The sequence below is a fragment of the Thioalkalivibrio versutus genome, from assembly GCF_001020955.1.
Lineage (GTDB): Bacteria > Pseudomonadota > Gammaproteobacteria > Ectothiorhodospirales > Ectothiorhodospiraceae > Thioalkalivibrio > Thioalkalivibrio versutus.
On record NZ_CP011367.1, the window covers coordinates 763496 to 786981 of the forward strand.

Here is a 23486-nt window from a genome sequence, read left to right on the forward strand (position 1 = left end):
GGGAACGCCTCATGACCTTCGAGCTTGTCCTTTTCTACCTGTTCGGTGCGATGCTGCTGGGAGGTGCGCTGGCGATGATCAGCGTGCGCAACCCGGTGCATGCGGCGCTGTTCCTGGTGCTTTGCTTTGTTGCCGCCGCGGCATTGTGGGTCATGGCGGAGGCCGAGTTCCTGGGCATCGTCCTGGTGCTGGTGTACGTCGGCGCGGTCATGGTGCTGTTCCTGTTCGTGGTGATGATGCTGGACATCAACCTCGCCAAACTGCGCGAGGGCTTCGCCGAGTATCTGCCGGCGGGGATCGTGGTCGCGCTGGCCATGGCCACCGTGCTGGTGCTGGTGATTACCCGCTACATCACCATGGACGCCCCCGAGCGCGCCGGCCCCGAGTACGCCAACACCGAGGCCCTGGGCGCGATCCTGTACACCGAGTACGTCTACCCGTTCGAGATCGCCGCGGTCATCCTGCTGGTCGCGATCATCGCCGCGATCTCGCTGACCATGCGCAAGCGGCCGGACAACAAGTCGATCGACCCGGGCAAGCAGATGGCGGTCTCCCGCGAAGGGCGGGTGCGCATGGTCGCCATGCCGTCGGAGAAGAAAGAAGCCCCGCGCCGGGGTGCGCAGGGGTCCGGGGCGAAGGCCCCGGGCAGGGACGACGGTTCGAAGTAGGCACACCGAGTACACAGGCATCCCGGCCGCGCGCCGGGACCCGGACACCGGGGGCGGCCAACGTCCCCGAAAGAACTCAGGGCTAGAACATGATTACGCTAGAGCACTACCTGGTGCTGGCCGCGCTTTTGTTTTCCATTAGCGTGGCCGGGATCTTCCTGAACCGGAAAAACGTGATCGTGCTGTTGATGTGCATCGAGCTGATGATGCTCGCGGTGAACATCAACTTCATTGCCTTCTCGTTCTTCCTGCAGGACCTCGCGGGCCAGGTGTTCGTGTTCTTCATCCTGACCGTCGCCGCGGCCGAGGCGGCCATCGGCCTCGCCATCCTGGTGTTGCTGTTCCGTAATCGCGGAACCATCAACGTCCAGGACATGGATGCAATGAAGGGATAAACGGCCATGGATACGATCTATCTACTCATTGTTCTGGCGCCGCTGTTCGGCGCGATCGCCGCCGGCCTGTTCGGTCGCCAGATTGGCCGTGCCGGGGCGCACACCGTCACCATCCTGGGGGTGGCGGTGTCGTTCATCCTGTCTGTGGTGGTCTTCTGGGCGCATGTCTTCGGGGATGCCGGGGTCTACAACGAGACCCTCTACACCTGGCTGGTGTCGGACGGCATCCAGTTCGAAGTCGGGTTCCTGGTCGACAACCTGACCGTGATGATGATGCTCGTGGTCACCTTCGTCTCCCTGATGGTGCACATCTACACCATCGGGTACATGAAGGACGATCCGGGTTATCAGCGCTTCTTTGCGTACATCTCGTTGTTCACCTTCTCCATGCTGATGCTGGTGATGGCGAACAACTTCATGCAGCTGTTCTTCGGCTGGGAGGCCGTGGGGCTGGTCTCCTATCTGCTGATTGGCTTCTGGTACAAGCGCCCGACCGCGACCTACGCGAACATGAAGGCGTTCATCGTGAACCGCGTCGGGGACTTCGGTTTCCTGATCGGCATCGCCGCGCTGGTGTTCTATACCGGCAGCCTCAACTACACCGAGGTGTTCGCCGAAGGCCAGGCGATGAGCGAGGCCACGATCACCATCTGGCCGGGCTGGACCTTCGGCCTGCTGGACCTGGCCCTGATCTTCCTGTTCATCGGTGCGATGGGGAAATCCGCGCAGGTGCCGCTGCACGTCTGGCTGCCGGACTCCATGGAAGGCCCGACGCCGATCTCCGCGCTGATCCACGCGGCCACCATGGTGACCGCGGGCATCTTCATGGTCGCGCGCATGTCCCCGCTGTACGAGTTCTCGGTCGCGGCGCTGTCGTTCATTCTCATCATCGGCGCGATCACTGCGTTCTTCATGGGCCTGATCGGTCTGGTGCAGAACGACATCAAGCGCGTGGTCGCCTATTCGACGTTGTCCCAGCTGGGTTACATGACCGTGGCTCTGGGTGCGTCGGCGTACGCCGCGGGGCTGTTCCATCTGATGACCCACGCCTTCTTCAAGGCGCTGCTGTTTCTGGCAGCCGGCTCGGTGATCATCGCCATGCACCACCTGCAGGACATGCGCGCGATGGGCGGCCTGCGTCGGTACATGCCGATCACCTACGTGACGGCGCTCATCGGGTCCCTGGCGTTGATCGGCTTCCCGTTCTTCTCCGGGTTCTTCTCCAAGGACGCGATCATCGAGGCGGTGGGCTATTCCGAAACCCCGGGGGCCACGTTCGCCTACTGGCTGGTGCTGGCCGGGGTGTTCGTCACCGCGCTATATACCTTCCGCATGTTCTTCATGGTGTTCCATGGCGAGGAGCGCTATGACCAGGCACACAAGTACATGCCGGACCACGGTGACGAACACGACGATGAGCATGGCGATGACCACCACCACGGTCCGTTGCAGCCGAAGGAGTCGCCGTGGGTGGTGACCGTGCCGCTGATCCTGCTGGCGATCCCGTCGGTCGTGGCTGGCTACTTCATCGGTCCGATGTTGTTTGGTGACTTCTTCGCCAACAGCCTGTTCGTGTTGCCGGAGCAGGATGTGCTGGCGACCAAGGGCGAGACCTACACCGGGGTCATCGGCTTTGTACTGCACGGTCTGATGCTGCCGGCGTTCTGGCTGGCAATGGCCGGCCTGGCGACCGCCTGGTACCTGTACATGAAGCGCCCGGAACTGCCGGCGTTGATCGCCGAGCGCCTGAAGCTCGGGGTGCGCATCCTCGAGGACAAGTACGGCTTCGACCGCTTCAACGACTGGTTCTTTGCCGGCGGGTCGGTGCGTCTCGGGCGGGCGCTGTGGCGCTATGGTGATGCGCTGATCATCGACGGCTTGCTGGTCAATGGCACGGCGCGCTCGATCGGCTGGATCTCGTCGCGTGTCCGCCACATGCAGTCCGGCTTCCTCTACCACTACGCGTTCGTGATGATCATCGGCCTGCTGGTCCTGATGTTCGCCTTCGTGATCTGAGCGGCTTCGACACCCATGCGCTCGAAGCCCATCGCTGTTTCAAGGAACGACCATGTTTGCTGACTGGCCTATCTTGAGTCTGTTGATCTGGCTGCCGATTCTCGGTGGCTTCCTGGTGCTCGCCGCCGGGCGCGACGCGCCCCATGTGGCGCGTCGGCTCGGGCTCGCGGTGGCCGTAGCGACCTTTGTCGTCAGCCTGCCGCTCTGGTTCGTGTTCGAGCGGGGGACCGCCGAGATGCAATTCCAGGAGCTGGCCTCCTGGATCCCGGCGTTCAACGTGAACTACCACCTGGGTGTGGACGGCATCTCCATGCCGCTGATCCTGCTGACCACGCTGATCACCGTGGTCGTGGTGGTTGCCGCGTGGGAATCGGTGAAGGACCGTATCGCCTACTACATGGCCGCGATGCTGGTGATGGAAGGCCTGATGATCGGCATGTTCGCATCGATGGATGCGGTGCTGTTCTACGTGTTCTTCGAGGCGATGCTGATCCCGATGTTCCTGGTGATCGGGATCTGGGGCGGTCCGCGGCGCGTCTACGCCACCCTCAAGTTCTTCCTCTACACCTTCCTCGGTTCGGTGTTCATGCTGGTCGCGCTGATCTGGATGTACATCCAGTCCGGCAGCTTCCTGATCCAGGATTTCCATGCCCTGCAGATCGGCCTGACCGCGCAGATCCTGATCTTCCTCGCGTTCTTCATGGCGTTCGCGGTGAAGATCCCGATGTTCCCGGTGCATACCTGGCTGCCGGATGCCCACGTGGAGGCGCCCACTGGCGGCTCGGTGATCCTGGCGGCGATCATGCTGAAGATCGGGGGCTATGGCTTCCTGCGCTTCTCGCTGCCGATCACCCCGGATGCCAGCGCCGTGCTCGACACCATGATGATCGTGCTGTCGCTGATCGCGATCGTCTACATCGGTCTGGTGGCGCTGATCCAGAGCGACATGAAGAAGCTGATCGCGTATTCGTCGATCGCGCACATGGGCTTCGTGACCCTGGGCTTCTTCCTCGCCTTCTACATCTACTCCAACACCGGTGACTGGGAAGGCGCCTCGCTGGGTATCGCCGGCGGCATGGTGCAGATGATCTCGCATGGCTTCATCTCGGCGGCGATGTTCCTCGCGGTGGGGGTGCTGTACGACCGCCTGCACAGCCGGCAGATCGCCGATTACGGCGGCGTGGTGAACACCATGCCGTGGTTCGCCGCGTTCTTCGTGCTGTTCGCCATGGCCAACACCGGCCTGCCGGGCACGTCCGGGTTCGTCGGCGAGTTCATGGTCATCCTGGCCGCGTTCAAGGCGGATTTCTGGATCGCCTTCCTCGCCGCGACCACCCTGATCCTGGCCGCTGGCTACACCCTGTGGCTGGTCAAGCGCGTGATCTTCGGCGCGGTGGCCAACGAGAACGTGGCCGGTCTTTCCGACATGAATCGCCGCGAGTTCTTCCTGATGGGCGTGCTGGCCTTCTTCACGCTGCTTCTGGGCGTATGGCCGGCCCCGCTGCTGGATGTGATGAACGCGACCATCGACCACCTCGTGGCGCATATCGCGCAGTCGAAGCTCTGAAGGGGCGCCTGACATGAATTTCGAGATCCCCAATTTCCTCCCCGCCGTGCCCGAGATGTTCGTGCTCGGGATGGCGTGCCTGATCCTGGTGATCGACGCGTTCCTGCCGGATTCGCGGCGCGATATCACCTACGGCCTGGTGCAGGCGACCCTGGTCGCGGCGGCGGGCCTGACACTGTGGATGATGGGCCCGGAGACAGTCCTGACCTTCTCGGATACCTTCGTGAAGGACCCGATGGCCGACATCCTGAAGGTGGCGGTGTACGTGACCAGCTTCCTGGTCTTCCTGTATGCCCGTCCGTACCTGATGGAGCGCGGTATCCACAAGGGCGAGTTCTACGTGCTGGGCCTGTTCGCGGTGCTCGGCATGATGATCATGATCTCGGGGCACAACCTGCTGACCCTGTACCTGGGCCTGGAGTTGCTGTCCCTGTCGTCCTACGCGCTGGTCGCGTTCTGGCGCGACAACTCGCGCGCCACCGAGGCGGCCATGAAGTACTTCGTACTGGGCGCTCTGGCATCCGGTTTGCTGCTCTACGGCATGTCCATGATCTATGGCATGACCGGTTCGCTGGATATCGCGGTGATTGCCGCCGAATTGGTGGCTGCGGACGAGAGCATGAACGTCCCGCTGGTCTTCGGTCTGGTGTTCCTGGTGGTCGCCATCGCGTTCAAGCTGGGGGCGGTGCCGTTCCATATGTGGGTCCCGGACGTCTACGACGGTGCCCCCACCGCGGTCACGCTGTTCATCGCCACGGCGCCGAAGATTGCGGCTTTTGCCTTCCTGATGCGGCTGCTGGTGGAAGGGATGGGCCCACTGCACGCCGACTGGCAGGGCATGCTGATTATCCTCGCGGTCCTGTCGCTCGCAGTGGGCAACGTGATCGCGATTGCCCAGACCAGCATCAAGCGCATGCTGGCCTATTCGACCATTGCCCATATCGGGTTCCTGTTCATGGGGATCCTGGCGGGCACCGACAGCGGGTACGCCTCGGCCATGTTCTACGTGATCGTCTACGCGATCACGGCCGCCGGTGGTTTCGGGATGATCGTGTTCCTGTCCCGCAAGGGGTACGAAGCGGACCAGATCGATGACTTCAAGGGGCTCGCCAAGCGCAACCCCTGGTTTGCGTTCATCATGCTGCTCCTGTTGTTCTCCATGGCCGGTGTACCGCCGACGGTCGGCTTCTACGCCAAGCTGGCGGTGATCCAGGCCGCCGTGGGCGCGGAACTGGTCTGGCTGGCGATCGTCGCGGTGATCTTCTCGATCATTGGCGCCTTCTACTACCTGCGTGTGGTCAAGATGATGTTCTTCGACGACCCCCAGGAAGGTGCCGAGGAGCCGGTCCAGCCGTCCGGTGCGCTGGCCGCTGCGCTTAGCATTAATGGGCTTGCGGTGCTGCTGTTGGGAATTTTCCCGGGTCTGCTGCTGTCTTTAACCCACTACGCAATTATCGGGTAACTCGTGACACAGTGGATTCCGTTTGATGTTCTAGTCTGGGGGTTTGTGGTGGTGGCGTTTATCAGCGCCAACCTGCCCTGGCTCAGTGATCGTATCGGCCTGATGGTGGTGCCGGAGAGTGGCATCAAGGGGCCGTGGACCCGCATTGGCGAATGGCTGGTGCTGTATATCGTGATCGGCGCCATCGGGAAGGGGCTGGAGTTCCAGGCGACCGGCGGTATCCATCCGCAGGGTTGGGAGTTCTACGTGATCACCCTGTCGCTGTTCGCGATGTTTGCCCTGCCCGGATACATCTGGCGCTACGACCTGCGTCCACACCTGCGGGCTGGCCAGCGCCGGGCACGGTAGTAAATAATCGGCGACAGCCCTTGCGGGGCGGGTCGCCGCTTTGGTATAGTTCTGCGTCTCGGATGCGGGGTGGAGCAGTCTGGCAGCTCGTCGGGCTCATAACCCGAAGGTCGCAGGTTCAAATCCTGCCCCCGCTACCAATTGTCAGAGAGGCCCCGTACGGGGCCTTTTTGTTAAGGGTCTTCGCCCGGTGTGGTGAATCGCCCTTGGGCCGCGCTCCCGCGCGCCTCGCAGCACCCAAGGTGTTGCTGTCATCTGGAGAGGTGTACGAGGGGCGTTCGGCGCCCTTTTTTTGTTTCCGGGTCCCGCCAAAGGGACGGAGTCGATCGAGACGCCCTTGTCGCAGAAGGCTGAACAACTGAAAACACTGCTGACCCCGGTTGTCGAGGGGGAAGGCATGCAGCTGTGGGGGCTGGAGTATCACTCCGGTTCCACGCCGCCTGTCGTGCGGATCTATATCGATGGCGAGAATGGCGTCACGGTGGACGATTGCGCGCGCGTCAGCGATCAGGCCGGTGCGGTCATCGAGGTCGAGGAGGCTCTGAAGGGGAACTACACCCTGGAGGTGTCCAGCCCCGGTATCGAACGCCCTCTGTTTACCCCCGAGCAGTTCCGGAGCTACATCGGTCATCCGGTGAAGGTGCGTCTGGCATGGCCGGAGCATGACCGCCGCAATTTCCGTGGCGTACTGCTGTCGGTGGAAGATCCGATGATCGAGGTGGAAGTGGACGGCATGGCCTACGAGCTGCCGCTGGCCGCGATCCACAACGCGCGTGTCCTTGAGCAGCTATAAAAAATAGCTGTAGTCCAGGGCGCTGCTACGCTTTTTGTTGAATCGGCAGGCAACTGCCGAGTGCGGAGAGGCAAGACATGAACAAGGAGATCCTGCTGGTCGCTGATGCCGTGGCGAACGAGAAGGGAGTGGAGAAGGACATCATCTTCGAAGCCCTGGAATCGGCCCTGGCGATGGCGACCCGCAAGTACCACGGCGGCAAGATGGACGTGCGCGTGAGCATCGACCGCGAGGAGGGTGATTACGAGGCCTTCCGGCGCTGGACCGTGGTGGACGACGAGGACCCCGAGTTCGAATCCCCGGAATACCAGACGCTGCTGTCCTATGCCCAGCAGAAGAATCCGGATGCCCAGGTCGGCGACGTGATCGAGGAGCCGGTCGAGGCCGTGGACTTCGGTCGCATTGCGGCCCAGGCCGCGAAGCAGGTCATCGTGCAGAAAGTGCGCGAGGCCGAGCGGGCCAAGGTCGTCGCGGAGTACCAGGATCGCGTTGGCACGCTGGTCATGGGGATCGTCAAGCGTACGGATCGCAATGGCACCTATGTGGACCTCGGGAGCAACGCCGAGGCCCTGATCCCGCGCGAACACATGATCCCGCGCGAGACCGTGCGTACCAATGACCGGCTGCGCGGCTATCTCAAGGAGATCCGCCCCGAGGCTCGTGGTCCGCAGTTGATCCTCAGCCGAACCGCGCCGGAGTTCCTGATGGAGCTGTTCAAGCTCGAGGTGCCCGAGGTCGGCCAGAACATTATCGACATCATGGGCGCGGCCCGTGACCCGGGTATGCGCGCCAAGATTGCGGTGCGCTCCAACGACCCGCGTCTGGATCCGGTCGGCGCCTGCGTCGGCATGCGCGGCTCGCGTGTGCAGTCGGTGTCCAACGAGCTGGCCGGCGAGCGCATCGACATCATTGTCTGGGACGAGAATCCGGCTCAGTTCGTGATCAATGCGATGTCGCCGGCGGAGGTCCTGTCGATCGTGGTCGACGAGGACAAGCAGTCGATGGATATCGCGGTCGAGGAAGACAAGCTGTCGCTGGCCATCGGCCGTGGCGGCCAGAACATCCGCCTGGCCTCCCAGCTGACCGGCTGGGAACTGAACGTGATGACCGAGGAACAGGCCGCCGAAAAGAGCGACGCCGAGGCCCAGCAGTTGGTCGCGTTCTTCATGGAGGCCCTGGATGTCGACGAGGAAGTCGCCAGCATCCTGGTTCAGGAAGGCTTTACGACCCTGGACGAAGTGGCCTATGTGGAAGAGGCAGAACTGCTGGCGATCGAGGAGTTCGACGAGGCCATGGTCGAGGAGCTGCGCAATCGTGCGAGCGACGCGCTCCTGACCAAGGCCATCGCGGCCGAGGGTGGCGATGGCTATCAGCCCGCGGAGGATCTCCTCGGCATGGAAGGCATGAGCCCGGCGCTGGCGAACAAGCTGGCGTCACATGGCGTGTGCACCATGGAGGACCTGGCGGAGCAGGCATCCGACGACGTGGTCGAGATGACCGGCCTGGATACGGAAGAGGCGTCGGCGCTGATTATGACGGCGCGCGCCCCGTGGTTCGAAACCGGGGAGTAAGCCCCGGTCGCTCGTCTCGCGGACGCGTATCACAGGCTGTCGGTTGGCCTGAAAAGAATCTGGAATGGAGGTAGGCGCCATGGCGCAAATGACAGTGCAGCAATTCGCGGAATCGGTGGGAACACCGGTTGACCGCCTCATGGTTCAGCTCAAGGAGGCGGGCGTCGAGGTCGATGGTCCGGAAGCGGCGATCACCGATGCCGAAAAGCGCAAGCTGCTCGATCACCTCCGTCAGGCGCATGGCGAGGGCGACGCAGGGCGCGTGACCCTGAAGCGCCGGACCCAGGCGCAGACCCTCAAGGTCAGCTCCGGCCAGGGGCGCTCCAAGACGGTTAACGTCGAGGTGCGCAAGAAGCGGACCCTGAAGCCCAAGCCCGCCGAGGCGCAGCCCGAGGCCCCGGTGGAAGAGGCCCCGGTGGCCGAAGAGCAACAGGCCCCGGCGCCCGAGGCCCCGGAAGAAGTCCGTGCCGCCGACCCGGCGGAAGAGACGGCCCCCGAGGCCCCGGTCGAGGACGAGACCCCGGTCGCCGAAGAGGTGCCGGTCGAGGAGCCCAAGGCCGAAGAGCCGGTTGTCGAGACCCCGGCCGAGCCGGAGCCCGAGGTGGCCGAAGAGGCCCCGGTCGAGGAGCCCGCTGCCGAACCGGAGCCCGTGCCCGAGAAGCCGAAGCGTGCACTCAGCCGTACCGAGCAGCTGGCGCTGCAGGTGGAGGCCGAGCGCGAAGCCCAGCGCAAGGCGTCCGACGCGCGCAAGCAGGAAGCCGTTGAACGCGAAGAACGCCAGAAGCGCCGGGCGAAAGAGCTCGAGGCCCAGGAGGCCAAGCGCGAGAAGGAAGAACAGACACGGTTGGAGCGCGAAGCCGCAGCGCGGCAGGCCGCTCCGGCGGCTGCCCCGGCAGCCGATGCCAAGGCCGGCAAGGGCGCCCGCAAGGGTGGCCGCAAGGACGAGCGCAAGGAGCTGCATGTCGCCGGGGACCGCCGCGGTCGCCGCAAGAAGGGCGAGAGCCGCAAGGCCCAGTCCGCAGCGGCTCAGGCCGTGACCAGCAAGCACGGCTTTGCCAAGCCGACCGCGCCGGTGGTGCGGGATGTCGAGGTGCCGGAAACCATTACCGTGGCCGACTTGGCCCAGGCGATGGCGATCAAGGCGCCGCAGCTGATCAAGGCCCTGATGGGCATGGGCGTGATGGCGACCATCAATCAGTCGATTGATCAGGACACCGCGATGCTGGTGGTCGAGGAGATGGGGCATAACCCGATCGCCGCGAAGGAAACCTCGGTCGAAGACGAGATCGATACCGGTCTCGAGCAGAATGCCGAGGCCCGTCCGCGGCCGCCGGTGGTGACCGTGATGGGTCACGTCGACCACGGGAAGACCTCGCTGCTGGACTATATCCGCAAGGAGAAGGTCGCCTCTGGCGAGGCAGGCGGGATTACCCAGCACATCGGCGCCTACCACGTGAAGAACAATCACGATGGCGTGACCTTCCTGGATACGCCGGGGCATGCCGCGTTTACCGCGATGCGTGCCCGCGGCGCCCAATCCACCGACATTGTGATCCTGGTGGTTGCGGCGGATGACGGCGTGATGCCGCAAACCATTGAGGCGATCCAGCATGCGAAGGCTGCGGGCGTGCCGATGGTCGTGGCGGTCAACAAGGTCGACAAGCCCGAGGCCGAACCGGATCGGGTCATGAACGAACTGGCCCAGCACGAGGTAATCCCCGAGTCCTGGGGCGGCGATACCCAGTTCATTCAGGTCTCCGCCCATACCGGCCAGGGGATCGACGATCTGCTGGAGTCCCTGGGGCTGCAGGCCGAGGTGATGGAGCTGAAGGCCCCGGACGAGGGTCCGGCGCGTGGTGTGGTCATCGAATCGCGCCTGGAGAAAGGCCGTGGTCCGGTGGCGACCATTCTGGTCCAGTCCGGCAAGCTCAAGCACGGCGACATCGTGCTCTCGGGCAAGGAATACGGCCGCGTGCGGGCGATGTTCGACGATACCGGCACGGCCGTGAAGGAAGTCGGCCCGTCGATGCCGGTCGAGGTCCTGGGCCTGTCCGGGGTGCCGGACGCTGGCGACGAGGTGCTGGTGGTGGCCGATGACAAGACGGCCCGCGAGGTCGCAGAACATCGCGACACCAAGCAACGCGAGCGCAAGCTGGCCGCGCAGCAGGCGTCGAAGCTGGAGAACATCTTCAACCAGATGCAGGACGGCCAGATCGCGACCGTGAACATCCTGATCAAGGCGGATGTGCAGGGCTCGGCCGAGGCCCTGCGCGAGTCGCTGATCAAGCTGTCCACCGACGAGGTCCGCGTGAAGGTGGTCTCCGCCGGCGTGGGCGGGATCTCCGAGTCCGACATGAACCTGGCGATGGCCTCCGAGGCGATCGTGATCGCGTTCAACGTGCGTGCCGATGCGGGCGCGAAGCGCCTCGCGGCGGAGAACGAGATCGACGTGCGCTACTACTCGGTGATCTACGAGGCGATCGACGACGTGAAGCAGGCGCTGTCCGGTCTGCTGTCGGCCGAGATCCGCGAAGAGATCGTCGGCCTGGCGCAGGTGCGCGACGTGTTCAAGGCCTCGGGCTTTGGTCAGGTGGCCGGCTGTCTGGTGATGGAGGGCGCGGTCAAGCGGGGCAACCCGATCCGCGTGCTGCGCGACAACGTCGTAATCTACGAGGGCGAGCTGGAGAGCCTGCGTCGCTTCAAGGACGATGTGAACGAGGTCAAGGCCGGTACCGAATGTGGTATCGCGGTGAAGAACTACAACGACGTGAAGGCGGGTGACCAGATCGAGGTCTTCCAGCGCGTCGAGGTGGCCCGGACGCTCTGATGCCCGGTAACCGCGACTTCCATCGTTCCGACCGAGTCGGGGAGCAGATCCAGCGCGAGCTGGCCGAGCTCATCCGCATGGAGGTCAAGGACCCGCGGGTCGGCATGATCACGCTGGCCGGGGTCGAGGTGTCGCGCGATCTGGCGTATGCCCGAGTGTATTTCACCCAGCTCGGCGGGGCCGAGAAGGGTCAGGAGGCGCAGAAGGGCTTGAACAGCGCCGCCGGTTTTCTGCGCCGGGCCCTGGGGCAGCGCATGCGTCTGCGCTCGGTGCCGCAATTGCGCTTCATCTATGACGATACGCCGGAGCGCGGCGCGCACCTGTCGTCACTGATCAACCAGGCGCTGGCCGAGGATCGGGCGCATCATGCGGACGATTCCGAGGCCCCGGATGGGGACGGCGCGGCAGATGACGGTAGCTCCGACGAGCGACGCGATCCGGACGAAGGACCGGAACGCGGGGCCTGAGCCCGGGCGTTTGCGGCCGGGCGGTTCATCCATGGCGAGCAAGCGGCGCGAGGTCGACGGCATCCTGTTGCTGGACAAGCCGCGGGGGCGCAGCTCCAACCAGGCGCTGGGCCGGGTCAAGTATCTGTTGCAGGCGAAGAAGGCCGGTCATACCGGGGCACTGGACCCGCGGGCGACGGGCCTTTTGCCGTTGTGCTTCGGGCAGGCCACCAAGGTCTCCGGCTGGCTGCTGGATGCGGACAAGCGCTATGTCGCCGAGGCGCGCCTGGGGGTGGAGACGGACAGCGCGGACCTCGATGGCGCAGTGATCCGCGAGGCGGCGGTGCCGCCCATCGAGCCGGCCACCCTGCGCGAGCTGGAGCGGCGGTTCAGTGGCGACCAGGCGCAGGTCCCGCCAATGGTCTCGGCCCTAAAGCATCAGGGCAAGCGCCTGTATGAGCTCGCGCGTCAGGGGGTGGAGGTGGACCGCCCCCCGCGTCCGGTGCAGATCCATTCCCTGGAGATCGAGCAGATCGCGGCGGACGGCCTGCGTTTGACGGTGCATTGCTCCAAGGGGACCTATATCCGTTCGCTGGTTGCCGACATCGGGCATGCGCTCGGTTGTGGAGCGGCGGTGGATACGTTGCACCGGGTCGGGCACGGCCACTTCGACGCCGCCGCGATGGTCTCGCTGGATTCCATTGAGGCGGCCTTCGAAGCGGGCGGGGTCGCCGCCATCGAGGCCTTGCTGCAACCGGCGGAGGCGGCGCTGGCGCACTGGCCGTCGGTCACGCTCGACGCCGCCGCCAGCGCCGCCATGCGCCATGGCAACCCGGCCGCGCCGACCGCCGTGGTCGGGCAGACCCCAGGGGGGGCGGATGCGCCGTACGAAGGGGATACTGGCTGGCCCCTGGTGCGGATTTTTGATGATGGTGGCCGCTTCCTGGCGGTCGGTGTTCGCGACCCCGACGGGCAGATCCGGGCGCGGCGTTTGTTCGTGCCGGCGGCGCACGCGCCGGCCTGAGCGTGCCCGGTCTCTTTCTGTTCACGTCGTCGTGCGTCGTGCTACCATTGCCCGCCTATCGCCAGCGCCACTGGTCGGTTAACGGTTTAGAAATTTTTCAGGAGTCAGGTTTTCATGTCGCTCACCACCGAAGAAAAATCGGCCATCGTCGAGAAGCACAAGCGCGATCCCAACGACACCGGTTCGCCGGAAGTCCAGGTCGCGCTGCTGACGGCCCGCATCCAGCATCTGATGGGGCACTTCGACAAGCACAAGCAGGATCATCACTCGCGCCGCGGCCTGTTGAAGATGGTCAGCACGCGCCGCAAGTTGCTGACCTATCTCAAGCGTCATGACCAGGAGCGCTATCAGGCCCTGGTTCAGGAGCTTGGGCTGCGCCGCTAAGGCCGGCATGACGGGCCCGCGCCATTGGTGCGGGCCCGTTCGCTTTCGGGCCCGCACCAATGGGTCGCGAGAGCCAGAATTCAGGCATCAAAGTCGCAAGAACACGGGAAACGGGAAATAACGTGGCATACAAGAAGTCATTCCAGTACGGAAACCATACGGTCACCTTCGAAACCGGTGACATCGCTCGTCAGGCCAGTGGCGCCGTCATCGTCAATATGGCCGAGACCGTGGTGCTGGTCACCGTGGTGGCTCGCAAGGAAGCCGACCCGGGCCGAGACTTCTTCCCCCTGACCGTGAACTACCAGGAACGCACCTACGCGGCCGGCAAGATCCCGGGTGGATTCTTCAAGCGCGAGGGGCGTCCGAGCGAGAAGGAAACCCTGACTTGTCGCCTGATCGACCGACCGATCCGTCCGCTGTTCCCGGAAGGCTTCAAGAACGAGACCCAGGTGGTCGCGACGGTAATGTCGATCAACCCCGAGGTGGATCCCGATATCCCTGCGATGCTCGGGACCTCGGCCGCGCTGGCGCTCTCCGGCGTGCCCTTCGCCGGGCCGATTGGCGCCGCGCGAGTCGGTTACCGCGCCGGTGAGTACCTGCTGAACCCGACCTACAGCGCCCTGGCGGATTCCGACCTTGATCTCGTCGTGGCGGGCACCGAGAACGCCGTGTTGATGGTCGAATCCGAGGCCAACCAGCTCTCCGAAGAGGTGATGCTGGGTGCGGTGATGTACGGCCACGAGCAGATGCAGGCCGCGATCCAGGCGATCAAGGAACTGGCGGCCGAGGCCGGCAAGCCCGCGTGGGAATGGCAGCCGGCGGCGTCGCTCGAATCGCTCGAGGAGCAGATCCAGGGGGTGGTCGGCGAAGAACTGGTGGAGGCGTACCAGATCGCCGAGAAGCAGGCGCGCACGCAGCGCATTGGCGAACTGCGCGGCAAGGCCGTGGAGGCCCTGGTCCGTGAAGACGAGTCCGGGCCCAGCCTGGATGACGTGAAGACGGCCTTCCACGACCTGGAGTACCGCCTGGTCCGTGATCGTATCCTCGACGGAAACCCGCGCATCGACGGCCGCGACACCAAGACGGTACGCCCGATCCACGTGGATACGGGCGTGCTGCCGCGCGCGCACGGCTCCGCCGTGTTTACCCGGGGCGAGACGCAGGCAATGGTGGTGGCCACCCTCGGCACCGATCGCGATGCCCAGATCATCGACGCCCTGGAAGGCGAGCGCCGCGACCGTTTCATGCTGCACTACAACTTCCCGCCTTACTGCACCGGCGAAACCGGCTTTGTCGGGTCACCCAAGCGCCGCGAGATCGGCCACGGGCGCCTCGCCAAGCGTGGCGTGCAGGCGGTGATGCCGAACGAGGCGGACTTCCCCTATGTGCTTCGCGTGGTCTCCGAGATCACCGAATCCAATGGGTCCAGCTCCATGGCCTCTGTCTGCGGTACCTCGCTGGCGCTGATGGATGCCGGCGTGCCGCTGAAGGCTCCGGTTGCAGGTATTGCGATGGGCCTGATCAAGGAAGGCGATCGCTTCGCCGTGCTCTCCGACATCCTCGGCGACGAGGACCATCTGGGGGACATGGACTTCAAGGTGGCCGGCACCAACGACGGCGTGACGGCGTTGCAGATGGACATCAAGATCGACGGGATCACCCGCGAGATCATGGAGCGGGCGCTGGCCCAGGCCCGTGAAGGCCGCATGCATATCCTCGGATGCATGAACGAAGTGCTGCCGCATCATCGTGACGAGATGTCCTCGCACGCGCCGCGCTTCATCACCATGAAGATCAACCCGGACAAGATCCGCGACGTGATCGGCAAGGGCGGGGCGACCATTCGCGCACTGACCGAAGAGACCGGCGCGACGATCGACATCCAGGACGACGGGACGGTGAAGGTCGCCTCCACCGATCAGGCGGCGGGCCTCGAGGCCAAGCGCCGTATCGAAGAGCTGACCGCGGATATCGAGGTCGGGCGCCAGTACACCGGGAAGGTGGCGAAGATCATGGACTTCGGGGCGTTCGTCTCGATCCTGCCGGGCCGTGACGGTCTGGTCCACATCTCGCAGATCTCCGACGAACGTGTCGAGAGCGTCGGCGATTTCCTCTCGGAAGGGGATTCGGTGACGGTGCGGGTCCTGGAAGTGGACAAGCAGGGCCGCATCCGTCTGAGCATGAAGGCGGTCGAACCCGAGTCCTGATCGGACTCGCTTCGATCACGGGCGCTGTTTTTTCCGGCGCCCGGCCATTCAGATTCGGGACGCGTGGGCATGGACCTCGTCAGTATTCGCAAAAGTTACCGGCGCTACGCTCGCCACTACGACGCCACCTTCGGTCGAGTGTTCGCGACCGGGCGCGCCAGTGCGCGGGAGACCCTGGCGCCGGTCTCGGGCAAGCGCATCCTGGAAGTCGGGGTCGGCACCGGGATCTCGCTGCCGGATTACCCGGATGACTGCGAGGTGGTCGGGATCGATGTTTCCCGCGAGATGCTGGAGGTTGCGCGTGGGCGCCTGAACGGCGGTCTGCCGGCGGTATCCGGCCTGTGCGAGATGGATGCCGAACAGCTCGGCTTCGCCGACAATAGCTTTGATGCGGTGGTCGCGATGTATGTGGCCACCGTTGTACCCAACCCCGATGCCCTGTTCGCCGAGATGTGGCGAGTCTGCCGCCCCGGGGGACGCTTGCTGGTGGTCAACCACTTTGCCTCGCAGCAATGGTTGTTGCGCGGCGTCGAGCGCTGCCTGCGGCCGCTGTCGAAGGCCGTTGGGTTCCGGCCGGACATGGAATACGAGGACTTCGTGCGCGTGACCGGGCAGGAGCCCTGCATGGTCGCCCCGGCCAGCCTGTTCGGCTACTGGAAACAGGTCGAATTCCGCAAGCCTGTCTGAACGTTCGTCTTCGCAGGGCTCAGCCATGCGCACCGTCATCGCGAGGAGCGCAGCGACGTGGCGACCTCCATGGGCGGCCCCGGGACCGATCCGAACGAAACGCAGGGGTTACGGACGGAGGTTGCTTCGTCGCTTCGTTCCTCGCAATGACGGTGCTTGAGACAACACCATGGTCGGTCAGCGGCGGGTGAACAACGGCAGCTCGTGGCGCCGCGCATTGGCGGCGAGAAACTGCCCGCGGCCGTCCCGCTCGGCATCCAGCTCGGCCTGTTCCGTTGAAGGTTCCCCCAGGATTGTTGCCAGGAATACCTCCAGTTCCCGCCCGTCCACCCGCAAGCTGCCGAAGGGTGTGCCGTCTGCGGCCGCATGCCAGAACAACCGTGGTTGCCAGTTGCACCCCTGGATCTTCGGGTGGCGGTAGAGTTCGATCAGGCGCTGTTCGAGTGCGTCGGACATGGGAACCTCGGTCGGGGCGGGCCGGACGAAACGCTGTAGGCAGAAACGTCGGCTAGCGCGAAAAGACGTTACTGTAGAACAACACCATCCCCGCGTCAGAGGACCCGACGAATGGCCATCGACTGGAAGCATTACGATTCCGCCCCGTTTTACGACGAACTGATCGAGAAACCTGGCCAGCCGCGCGCTCCGGCTCGGGCACTCGCGGAATACCTGGCCTCGCTGGACGAGGGCGAGATCCACAGCCGCAAGCAGGCCGCGGACAGCGCGATTCTCGAGATGGGCATCAGCTTCACGGTCTACACCGAAGGCGAGAACATCGACCGCGCCTGGCCGTTCGACATCATCCCGCGGGTCATTGCGCGCAAGGAATGGGATCAGGTCACGGCCGGCCTCGAGCAGCGCCTGAATGCCCTGAACCTGTTCATCGACGATATCTACAACGAGCAGCGGATCTTCCAGGACAAGGTGATTCCGCGCTATGTCCTGAATCAGTCGAAGAACTTCCGCGAACAGTGTGTTGGTATCAAGCCGCCGCAGGGCGTGTGGGCACACATCTGCGGCTCGGACCTGGTGCGCGACGGCTCGGGGCAGTTCTACGTGCTGGAGGACAACCTCCGCGTGCCTTCCGGCGTGTCGTACATGCTGGAAAACCGGCAAGTTACCAAGCGGGTGTTCCCGGAGCTGTTCGAAAATTCCAGCATCCTGCCGGTGGATGAATATCCCACCCAGCTGTTCGACATGCTCGCCTCGATCTCGCCGCGCCCGCAGGATTACCCGGAGATCGCGGTGCTGACGCCGGGGATCTACAACTCGGCCTACTTCGAACACTCCTTCCTCGCCCAGCGCATGGGCGCGGAGCTGGTGGAGGGCGCGGATCTGGTGGTCGGCGACGACGACTGCGTCTATATGCGCACCATCGATGGTCTGGAGCGCGTCGACGTCATCTACCGGCGCATCGACGACGAGTTCCTGGATCCGGAGGTCTTCAACCCGGATTCGATGCTGGGCGTGCCCGGGCTGATGCGCGCATGGCGCCAGGGCAACGTGGGGCTCGCCAACGCGCCGGGCGCGGGCGTGGCCGACGACAAGGTGATGTATGCCTTTGTGCCGGACATCATCCGCTATTACCTGGATCAGGAACCGATCATCCCCAACGTGCCGACCTATCTCTGCGTCAACGAGAAGGATCGTGCCTACGTGCTGGATCACCTCGACGAGCTGGTGGTGAAGCCGGCCAACGAGTCCGGTGGCTACGGCATGCTGGTCGGCCCGCACGCAACCAAGAAGCAACGTGCCGAGTTCGCGCAGCTGATCAAGAAGGACCCGCGCAACTACATCGCCCAGCCGACGCTGGACCTTTCGGTGGCCCCGACGCTGTGCGGTGACGAGATCGAACCGCGGCACCTGGATCTGCGCCCGTTCGTCCTGCAGGGGGTGCGCACCGACGTGACCGCCGGCGGGCTGACCCGCGTGGCGATGCGCAAGGGCTCGCTGGTGGTGAACTCCTCGCAGGGCGGGGGCAGCAAGGACACCTGGATCGTGGACGAGGAGAACTAAGATGCTCTCGAGAGTCGCAGAACGCGTGTACTGGATGGCGCGCTACGTTGAGCGTGCCGAGAACACGGCGCGCATGGTCATGGCCTTCAATCTGCTAGCGCTGGACATGCCGAAATCGGTCCAGCTGTCCTGGAAGGGGCTGGTGGACGTCACCGGTAACGAGGCCCTGTTCGACAACCACTACCAGCGCGAAGATGAACGAAACTGCGTGAAGTTCCTGCTGGCCGATGCCGATAACCCCAGCTCCATCCTCAACTCCCTGCGCGCCGCGCGCGAGAACGTTCGCACCACGCGCGATCTGGTGCCCTCCGAGGCCTGGGAGGTGATGAACGAACTCTATCTGTTCGCGCGCGACCATATCGATCAGGGTATCGGCAAGCGCGGGCGTTTCGAATTCCTCTCGGACGTGATCCAGCGCTGCCAGACCCTGACCGGGCTGCTGGCCGGAACCATGAGCCACGATGCCGCCTACGACTTTATCCGCCTGGGGCGCAACCTGGAGCGGGCCGACATGGGGACGCGGCAGATCGACGTTGGCGCACTGCGCCACCTGAAGAAGGATGGTGAGGACCCGGGGCCCTACGAGGGACTGCTGTGGACCAGCATCCTGCGTTCGGAGAGCGGCTTCCAGATGTATCGTCAGCATGTGAAGCGGCGCATCAACGGCGTGGATGTGGTGCGCTACCTGTTGCAGGACACCGCCTTCCCGCGGTCGGTTACCCACGCCCTGACCCAGGTACAGGACGCGCTGGAAAAACTGCCGAACAACGAACTGCCCCTGCGCCTGGTGATCCAGGGGCGCCGTCACGCGGCCGATGCCCACGTGGACGAATTGATCAAGGAAGAGGCCCTGCACGCCTTCATCGACGTGCTGCAGCGGGATATCGGAGATATTCACGGCGCGAACGCCGAGACCTGGTTCCTGGCCTCGCCGGCGCAGGTGCAGACTCAGGCGGCGTAGATTCGCCGCGCTGCGGTGTTCAGCGCCGCGGCTTTTTCGTCTTGGCCGAGGAAGACCCCGCCGTCTTGCCGGAGCCGCGGCTGACGCGCGTCCCGCGCTGCTTGCGTTCGTGGGCGGATTCCCAGTCGAAGCGCGGCAGGTCGGTGAAGGCCTTCTTGATGTTCATGTCCCAGGCCTGGGTGAGCGACCGCAGATAGTCGTCGTCCGTCTCCAGGCACAGGTAATGGTCGAAGGTCAGGGTGCCGCGCTCATAGACCATCACCTCGATCGGTGGCCCCACGGTCAGGTTCGAACGGATCGTCGAGTCGATGGAGACCAGGGCACAGCGCGCGGCATCGCCCAGCGGGGTGGTCGGGTCGATGATGCGGTCCAGAATCGGCTTGCCGTATTTGCTCTCGCCGATCTGCAAGAAGCGTGTCTGCTGCGAGGTGGTGATGTAGTTGCCCTGCGGGTAAACCATGAAGATCGCCGGCGCGTCCTGGCCGATCTGGCCGCCGATGATCAGCGTGGCCTCGGCCTTGATGCCGGAGCGGGACAGTGCCTCGGAGTGCTTTTCCGCCTCTTCGCGGTTGAGCCGGCCCAGATAGTCGGCCGCATCCGACATGCGCTCCACGGTGGCCAGGCTCTCGTCGGCACCTTCTTCCATGTCCCGTTTGAGCTGCTGTACCACGGATTGTGTGGTGGCGAGGTTCCCGGCAGCGAGGACCACAAAGACCCGCTGACCCTCGATCTCGAAGGTGTGCATCTTGCTGTAGGTGCTGACCTGGTCGACGCCGGCATTGGTGCGGGAGTCGGAGGCGAAGACGAGACCGTCGTCCAGATCGATGGCGACACAATAGGTCATGGGGACGCGGGTTTCCGGGCAAGGGGGTGACGGCATACTAGGGCTGGGGTCGGGGGGCGTCAACGCGCCGGGCCGATGGTTGCGCCCAGAACATGCATCGAACCGATGCCCTTGGGTGACGGTCTCTTGCTTCGTTGAACCCCTTTCTTACTGGAGGTCCCGATGCTTCGGCGCTGGTTCTTGTTCCTGATCATCCTTGGATTTTCCCCCGTAATCGCGAGCGCCGACACACTGGCCCCGGATGCGCTGATCGAGCGCATGCAGGCGGGTGGGCTGGTGATCTACTGGCGGCATGCGGCCACCGACCGCAGCCAGCGGGACACCGACCTGGCCGACATGAGCCGTTGCGAGGGGCAGCGCAATCTCGACGACCGCGGGCACGAGCAGGCGCGTCAGGTGGGCGAGGGCTTCGAACGCCACGCGATCCCGGTCGAGCGCATCCTGAGCTCGCCCTTCTGCCGCAATGTCGACAGCGCCCGGATCGCCTTCGGCGAGGATTCCTGGGAGGTCCGTGACGACCTGTTCAACGTGCCGCCAGTGCGTGACCGTCAGCGCCAGCGGGAGCTGGTCGATGCATTGCGGCGCTATCTGGTAACGGCGCCGGGGGATGCCGGGAAGAACGTGGTGATCGTGGGCCACAACATCAATCTTCAGCAGGCCGCCCGGGTTCGCATCGACGAGGGTGAAATCGCCGTGTTCGAGCCCGGCAGCGACTCGCCCCGGGTACTCGGGGTGCTGACGCCCGACGACTTCGACTGAGCCCCGGGAGACTGTGAGGCGCGGGCCCGGTGGGTGCCGGGTACCGCGGCCGCAGAGCGTCCGCACACAAGGGAAACACCGAATCCATCACGCGCAAGGAGGACGGCATGCGAAATGGGATGCTGAGCGCATTCCTGGCCCTGTTGCTGGTGGCGTTCGCTACCGCAAATGCGGAGACGCTGGCACCGGATGCGCTGATCGAGCGTATGCAGGCGGGTGGGCTGGTGGTGTACTGGCGGCATGCGGCGACCGATCGTTCGCATGACGACTACGACCTGTCCGACATGGACGATTGCGAAGGACAGCGCAATCTGAGTACGCGCGGGCGCGAGCAGGCGCGCCAGGTGGGCAAGGGCTTCGTTCATTACGCGATCCCGGTGGAGCAGGTATTGACCAGCGAGTTCTGCCGTAACTGGGAGACCGCGCACTATGCCTTCGGTGACTACGAGATGCGGACCGAGCTCTACAATCTGCCGATTATCCAGGATGATGAACGCCGCGAGGACCTGATCGAAGGCCTTCGGGGGCATCTGAACACTCCGCCCAGGGATCCGAAGCAAAACATCGTCGTTGTGGGCCACGATCTCAACCTGCGCCACGCCGCGGATGTGGAAATCGAGGAGGCGGAAATGGCGGTGTTCGAGCCACACGCCGATGGCCCGCGCCTGCTGGGCACGCTGAAGCCGGACGATCTCGGCAAGCGTTGAGGGGCGTTGGAGCCGACCGGTCGCCCCTGGCCCCGCTATGCGGGGCCAGGGGCTGGAATGGTGCCTAGTAGAGGAAGTCGGGCAGGTGCTTGCGCAGGGTGGTGGCGTCGGTCGACTTGGTGATGTTCTTGGCGACCTCGGCGGTGACGCTATGGGCAACGGTCGGGTCCAGCATTTCGCGCAGGGCGCCCAGGAACGAGGGTGCGGCGACGATCACCAGTTTTTTGAAGGTGCCGTCGTTATGGGCGGACTTGAGGCGTTCGGCCACCTGTCGGGCAAAGCGGTTGCGCTCGTTGGCGGCGGGGTCGGTGCTGTCCTGCATGGCGTGGCGGGCGTCCCCGCTGGCGCTGCTCCAGCTGCGCCCGGGACGATCCGAGACGAGATCCTGATTGTGGGCGCGGGATTCGCTGTGCGAGAGCGTCTCGCTCTCGTGCATCCCCTGGCAGGCACGGCCCTCGCAGGTGAAGATGCGGGCTCGTGCGGCGTCGGCGACAACGATCCAGACAGTATCCATGCAGATCCTCCTGTAGCGTATTCGGTGGCCCGACCGGCCGTTTCCTGACGTACCGGGCCGCTGTGGTGCCGGCCCGACAGGCATCGGCCCCATCTCCGAGTGTAGATGTTTTGCCGGTTTGCGGGTGCGGCTTGGCACGACGAAACGAACGTTCCGTGCGGGCGCGCACGGCTTGCCACGCGGTACCCTGAAGCCTCTCCCGTTCGTGCGCCGTGTTGCCCAAGGAAAAGACCCCATGAGCGTCCTCACCTGGCTGGGTATCCTCGTCTGCCTGTCCCAATCGGCGATTCTGTCCGGACTCAATCTAGGACTGTTCTCGCGCAGCAAGCTGGAGCTGGAGGTCGAGGCGCAGAAGGGTGACCGGCGCGCGGAGCGCCTGCTGGCCCTGCGCGCCGATGCCAACTTTGCCCTGGTGACCATTCTCTGGGGAAACGTCTCCGTCAACGTGCTGCTGGCGTTGTTGTCGGGTTCGGTGATGGGCGGCGTGGCGGCATTCCTGTTCTCTACCGTGGTGATCACGATCTTTGCCGAGATTCTGCCGCAGTCCTACTTTTCGCGGCATGCCCTGCGGGTCGCCGGGGCGCTGTATCCACTGCTGCGCTTCTACCAGATCCTGATGTACCCGGTGGCACGGCCCACTGCCTGGGTGCTGGACCGCTGGCTGGGGGGCGAGGAGATTCGCTTCTTCCCCGAGCGAGACCTGCATCACCTGATTGACCTGCACATGCAGGCCCATGGCAGCGAGATTACCCGGGTCGAGGGGCGGGGCGCGCGGAATTTCCTCGAGCTGGACGACATCCTGGTGCAACACGAGGGCCAGGCGCTGGCCCCGGATAGCGTGATCACGCTGGACTTCGAGGCCGGGCGTCCGGTGTTCCCGGCGATCGAGCCCCGTACCGATGATGCGTTCCTGCGTCGACTCAATGGGCCGGGTCGCAGCTGGATGGTGGTCATCGATCCCGAGGGCGAGCCGCGCACGGTGATCCGGGTCGCGGATTTTACCCGCGAGGCGCTGTTTGCGCCGGAGCGGTTCGAACCCCACCATCACTGCCATCACCCGCTGGTCGTGCGTGATGGCAGTCACCGGCTGGGCAGCCTGGTATCCCATTTCCGGGTGCGCCCGGCCAGCAGCGGTGACACGGTGGTTGGGGACGACGTGATCCTGCTGTGGACCGACAGTCAGCGTCGGATATTGAGTGGGTCGGATATCCTTGGGCGCCTCTTGCGTGGTGTCGGCCGGGAGGCCCCTGCGGACACGCCGGCGCCGGTTTGATTGCGATACCGGGA

The 23486-nt window shown here is 64.5% G+C and carries 22 protein-coding genes and 1 tRNA gene; 20 read left to right on the forward strand and 3 right to left on the reverse strand.

What is annotated here, in order from left to right:
• Nucleotides 1-11: 11 nt before the first annotated feature.
• From TVD_RS03630 to TVD_RS03700, 15 genes are all read left to right on the forward strand, one after another.
• Nucleotides 12-668 (forward strand): NADH-quinone oxidoreductase subunit J, encoded by a 657-nt coding sequence (locus tag TVD_RS03630; RefSeq protein WP_047250828.1) that lies wholly within the window; start codon nucleotides 12-14, stop codon nucleotides 666-668.
• A gap of 89 nt (nucleotides 669-757) precedes the next feature.
• Nucleotides 758-1063 carry an NADH-quinone oxidoreductase subunit NuoK gene (gene nuoK, locus TVD_RS03635; RefSeq protein WP_018141813.1) on the forward strand — a complete coding sequence of 102 codons (306 nt, stop codon included), beginning with the start codon at nucleotides 758-760 and terminating at the stop codon, nucleotides 1061-1063.
• A 6-nt stretch (nucleotides 1064-1069) separates the two neighbouring features.
• Nucleotides 1070-3079 carry an NADH-quinone oxidoreductase subunit L gene (nuoL, locus tag TVD_RS03640; RefSeq protein WP_047250829.1) on the forward strand — a complete coding sequence of 670 codons (2010 nt, stop codon included), beginning with the start codon at nucleotides 1070-1072 and terminating at the stop codon, nucleotides 3077-3079.
• Nucleotides 3080-3131: 52 nt separating this feature from the next.
• Nucleotides 3132-4646, forward strand: a complete 1515-nt coding sequence (locus TVD_RS03645) for an NADH-quinone oxidoreductase subunit M (protein ID WP_018167897.1) — start codon at nucleotides 3132-3134, stop codon at nucleotides 4644-4646.
• A 13-nt stretch (nucleotides 4647-4659) separates the two neighbouring features.
• A complete protein-coding gene (gene nuoN, locus TVD_RS03650) occupies nucleotides 4660-6108 on the forward strand; it encodes an NADH-quinone oxidoreductase subunit NuoN (RefSeq protein WP_047250830.1) in 1449 nt (482 codons plus the stop codon).
• Between the two features lie 3 nt (nucleotides 6109-6111).
• Nucleotides 6112-6456 (forward strand): DUF2818 family protein, encoded by a 345-nt coding sequence (locus TVD_RS03655; RefSeq protein ID WP_026287928.1) that lies wholly within the window; start codon nucleotides 6112-6114, stop codon nucleotides 6454-6456.
• Between the two features lie 63 nt (nucleotides 6457-6519).
• Nucleotides 6520-6596, forward strand: a tRNA-Met gene (locus TVD_RS03660).
• A gap of 197 nt (nucleotides 6597-6793) precedes the next feature.
• Nucleotides 6794-7249, forward strand: a complete 456-nt coding sequence (gene rimP, locus TVD_RS03665) for a ribosome maturation factor RimP (RefSeq protein ID WP_018176459.1) — start codon at nucleotides 6794-6796, stop codon at nucleotides 7247-7249.
• Nucleotides 7250-7326: 77 nt separating this feature from the next.
• On the forward strand, nucleotides 7327-8820 hold the full coding sequence (gene nusA / locus TVD_RS03670; RefSeq protein WP_018146222.1) for a transcription termination factor NusA: 1494 nt from the start codon (nucleotides 7327-7329) through the stop codon (nucleotides 8818-8820).
• A 64-nt stretch (nucleotides 8821-8884) separates the two neighbouring features.
• Complete coding sequence (gene infB, locus TVD_RS03675) at nucleotides 8885-11647, forward strand: translation initiation factor IF-2 (protein ID WP_019562676.1); 2763 nt, start codon at nucleotides 8885-8887, stop codon at nucleotides 11645-11647.
• Nucleotides 11647-12114 carry a 30S ribosome-binding factor RbfA gene (gene rbfA / locus TVD_RS03680; protein ID WP_047250831.1) on the forward strand — a complete coding sequence of 156 codons (468 nt, stop codon included), beginning with the start codon at nucleotides 11647-11649 and terminating at the stop codon, nucleotides 12112-12114. Before infB ends, rbfA begins: the two co-directional genes overlap by 1 nt.
• Nucleotides 12115-12145: 31 nt before the next feature.
• Nucleotides 12146-13117, forward strand: coding sequence for a tRNA pseudouridine(55) synthase TruB (truB, locus tag TVD_RS03685; protein ID WP_047250832.1), 972 nt, complete (start codon nucleotides 12146-12148; stop codon nucleotides 13115-13117).
• Nucleotides 13118-13231: 114 nt separating this feature from the next.
• On the forward strand, nucleotides 13232-13501 hold the full coding sequence (rpsO, locus tag TVD_RS03690; protein WP_018146218.1) for a 30S ribosomal protein S15: 270 nt from the start codon (nucleotides 13232-13234) through the stop codon (nucleotides 13499-13501).
• Nucleotides 13502-13623: 122 nt separating this feature from the next.
• On the forward strand, nucleotides 13624-15711 hold the full coding sequence (pnp, locus tag TVD_RS03695; RefSeq protein WP_047250833.1) for a polyribonucleotide nucleotidyltransferase: 2088 nt from the start codon (nucleotides 13624-13626) through the stop codon (nucleotides 15709-15711).
• Nucleotides 15712-15780: 69 nt separating this feature from the next.
• Nucleotides 15781-16398, forward strand: a complete 618-nt coding sequence (locus tag TVD_RS03700; RefSeq protein ID WP_018146216.1) for a class I SAM-dependent methyltransferase — start codon at nucleotides 15781-15783, stop codon at nucleotides 16396-16398.
• A 177-nt stretch (nucleotides 16399-16575) separates the two neighbouring features.
• Here TVD_RS03700 and TVD_RS03705 read toward each other — a convergent pair whose 3' ends face one another.
• A complete protein-coding gene (locus TVD_RS03705; RefSeq protein ID WP_047250834.1) occupies nucleotides 16576-16854 on the reverse strand; it encodes a hypothetical protein in 279 nt (92 codons plus the stop codon).
• A gap of 111 nt (nucleotides 16855-16965) precedes the next feature.
• On the opposite strand from TVD_RS03705, the gene TVD_RS03710 reads away from it, so the two are divergent.
• Together TVD_RS03710 and TVD_RS03715 are read left to right on the forward strand one after the other, a co-directional pair.
• Nucleotides 16966-18414, forward strand: a complete 1449-nt coding sequence (locus TVD_RS03710; protein WP_019593907.1) for a circularly permuted type 2 ATP-grasp protein — start codon at nucleotides 16966-16968, stop codon at nucleotides 18412-18414.
• 1 nt (nucleotide 18415) lies between these two features.
• Complete coding sequence (locus TVD_RS03715) at nucleotides 18416-19375, forward strand: alpha-E domain-containing protein (RefSeq protein ID WP_026313083.1); 960 nt, start codon at nucleotides 18416-18418, stop codon at nucleotides 19373-19375.
• Nucleotides 19376-19394: 19 nt separating this feature from the next.
• Here the strand turns inward: TVD_RS03715 and TVD_RS03720 are convergent, their stop codons facing one another.
• On the reverse strand, nucleotides 19395-20219 hold the full coding sequence (locus tag TVD_RS03720) for a proteasome-type protease (RefSeq protein WP_018937946.1): 825 nt from the start codon (nucleotides 20217-20219) through the stop codon (nucleotides 19395-19397).
• 162 nt (nucleotides 20220-20381) lie between these two features.
• Here TVD_RS03720 and TVD_RS03725 point away from each other — a divergent pair, with 162 nt between their 5' ends.
• Together TVD_RS03725 and TVD_RS03730 are read left to right on the forward strand one after the other, a co-directional pair.
• Nucleotides 20382-20978 (forward strand): histidine phosphatase family protein, encoded by a 597-nt coding sequence (locus TVD_RS03725; protein ID WP_019562680.1) that lies wholly within the window; start codon nucleotides 20382-20384, stop codon nucleotides 20976-20978.
• 107 nt (nucleotides 20979-21085) lie between these two features.
• A complete protein-coding gene (locus TVD_RS03730) occupies nucleotides 21086-21685 on the forward strand; it encodes a histidine phosphatase family protein (protein WP_047250835.1) in 600 nt (199 codons plus the stop codon).
• Nucleotides 21686-21749: 64 nt separating this feature from the next.
• Here TVD_RS03730 and TVD_RS03735 read toward each other — a convergent pair whose 3' ends face one another.
• Nucleotides 21750-22199, reverse strand: coding sequence for a host attachment protein (locus TVD_RS03735; protein WP_018146209.1), 450 nt, complete (start codon nucleotides 22197-22199; stop codon nucleotides 21750-21752).
• Between the two features lie 235 nt (nucleotides 22200-22434).
• On the opposite strand from TVD_RS03735, the gene TVD_RS03740 reads away from it, so the two are divergent.
• On the forward strand, nucleotides 22435-23472 hold the full coding sequence (locus TVD_RS03740) for a DUF21 domain-containing protein (protein WP_047250836.1): 1038 nt from the start codon (nucleotides 22435-22437) through the stop codon (nucleotides 23470-23472).
• Nucleotides 23473-23486: the final 14 nt, after the last annotated feature.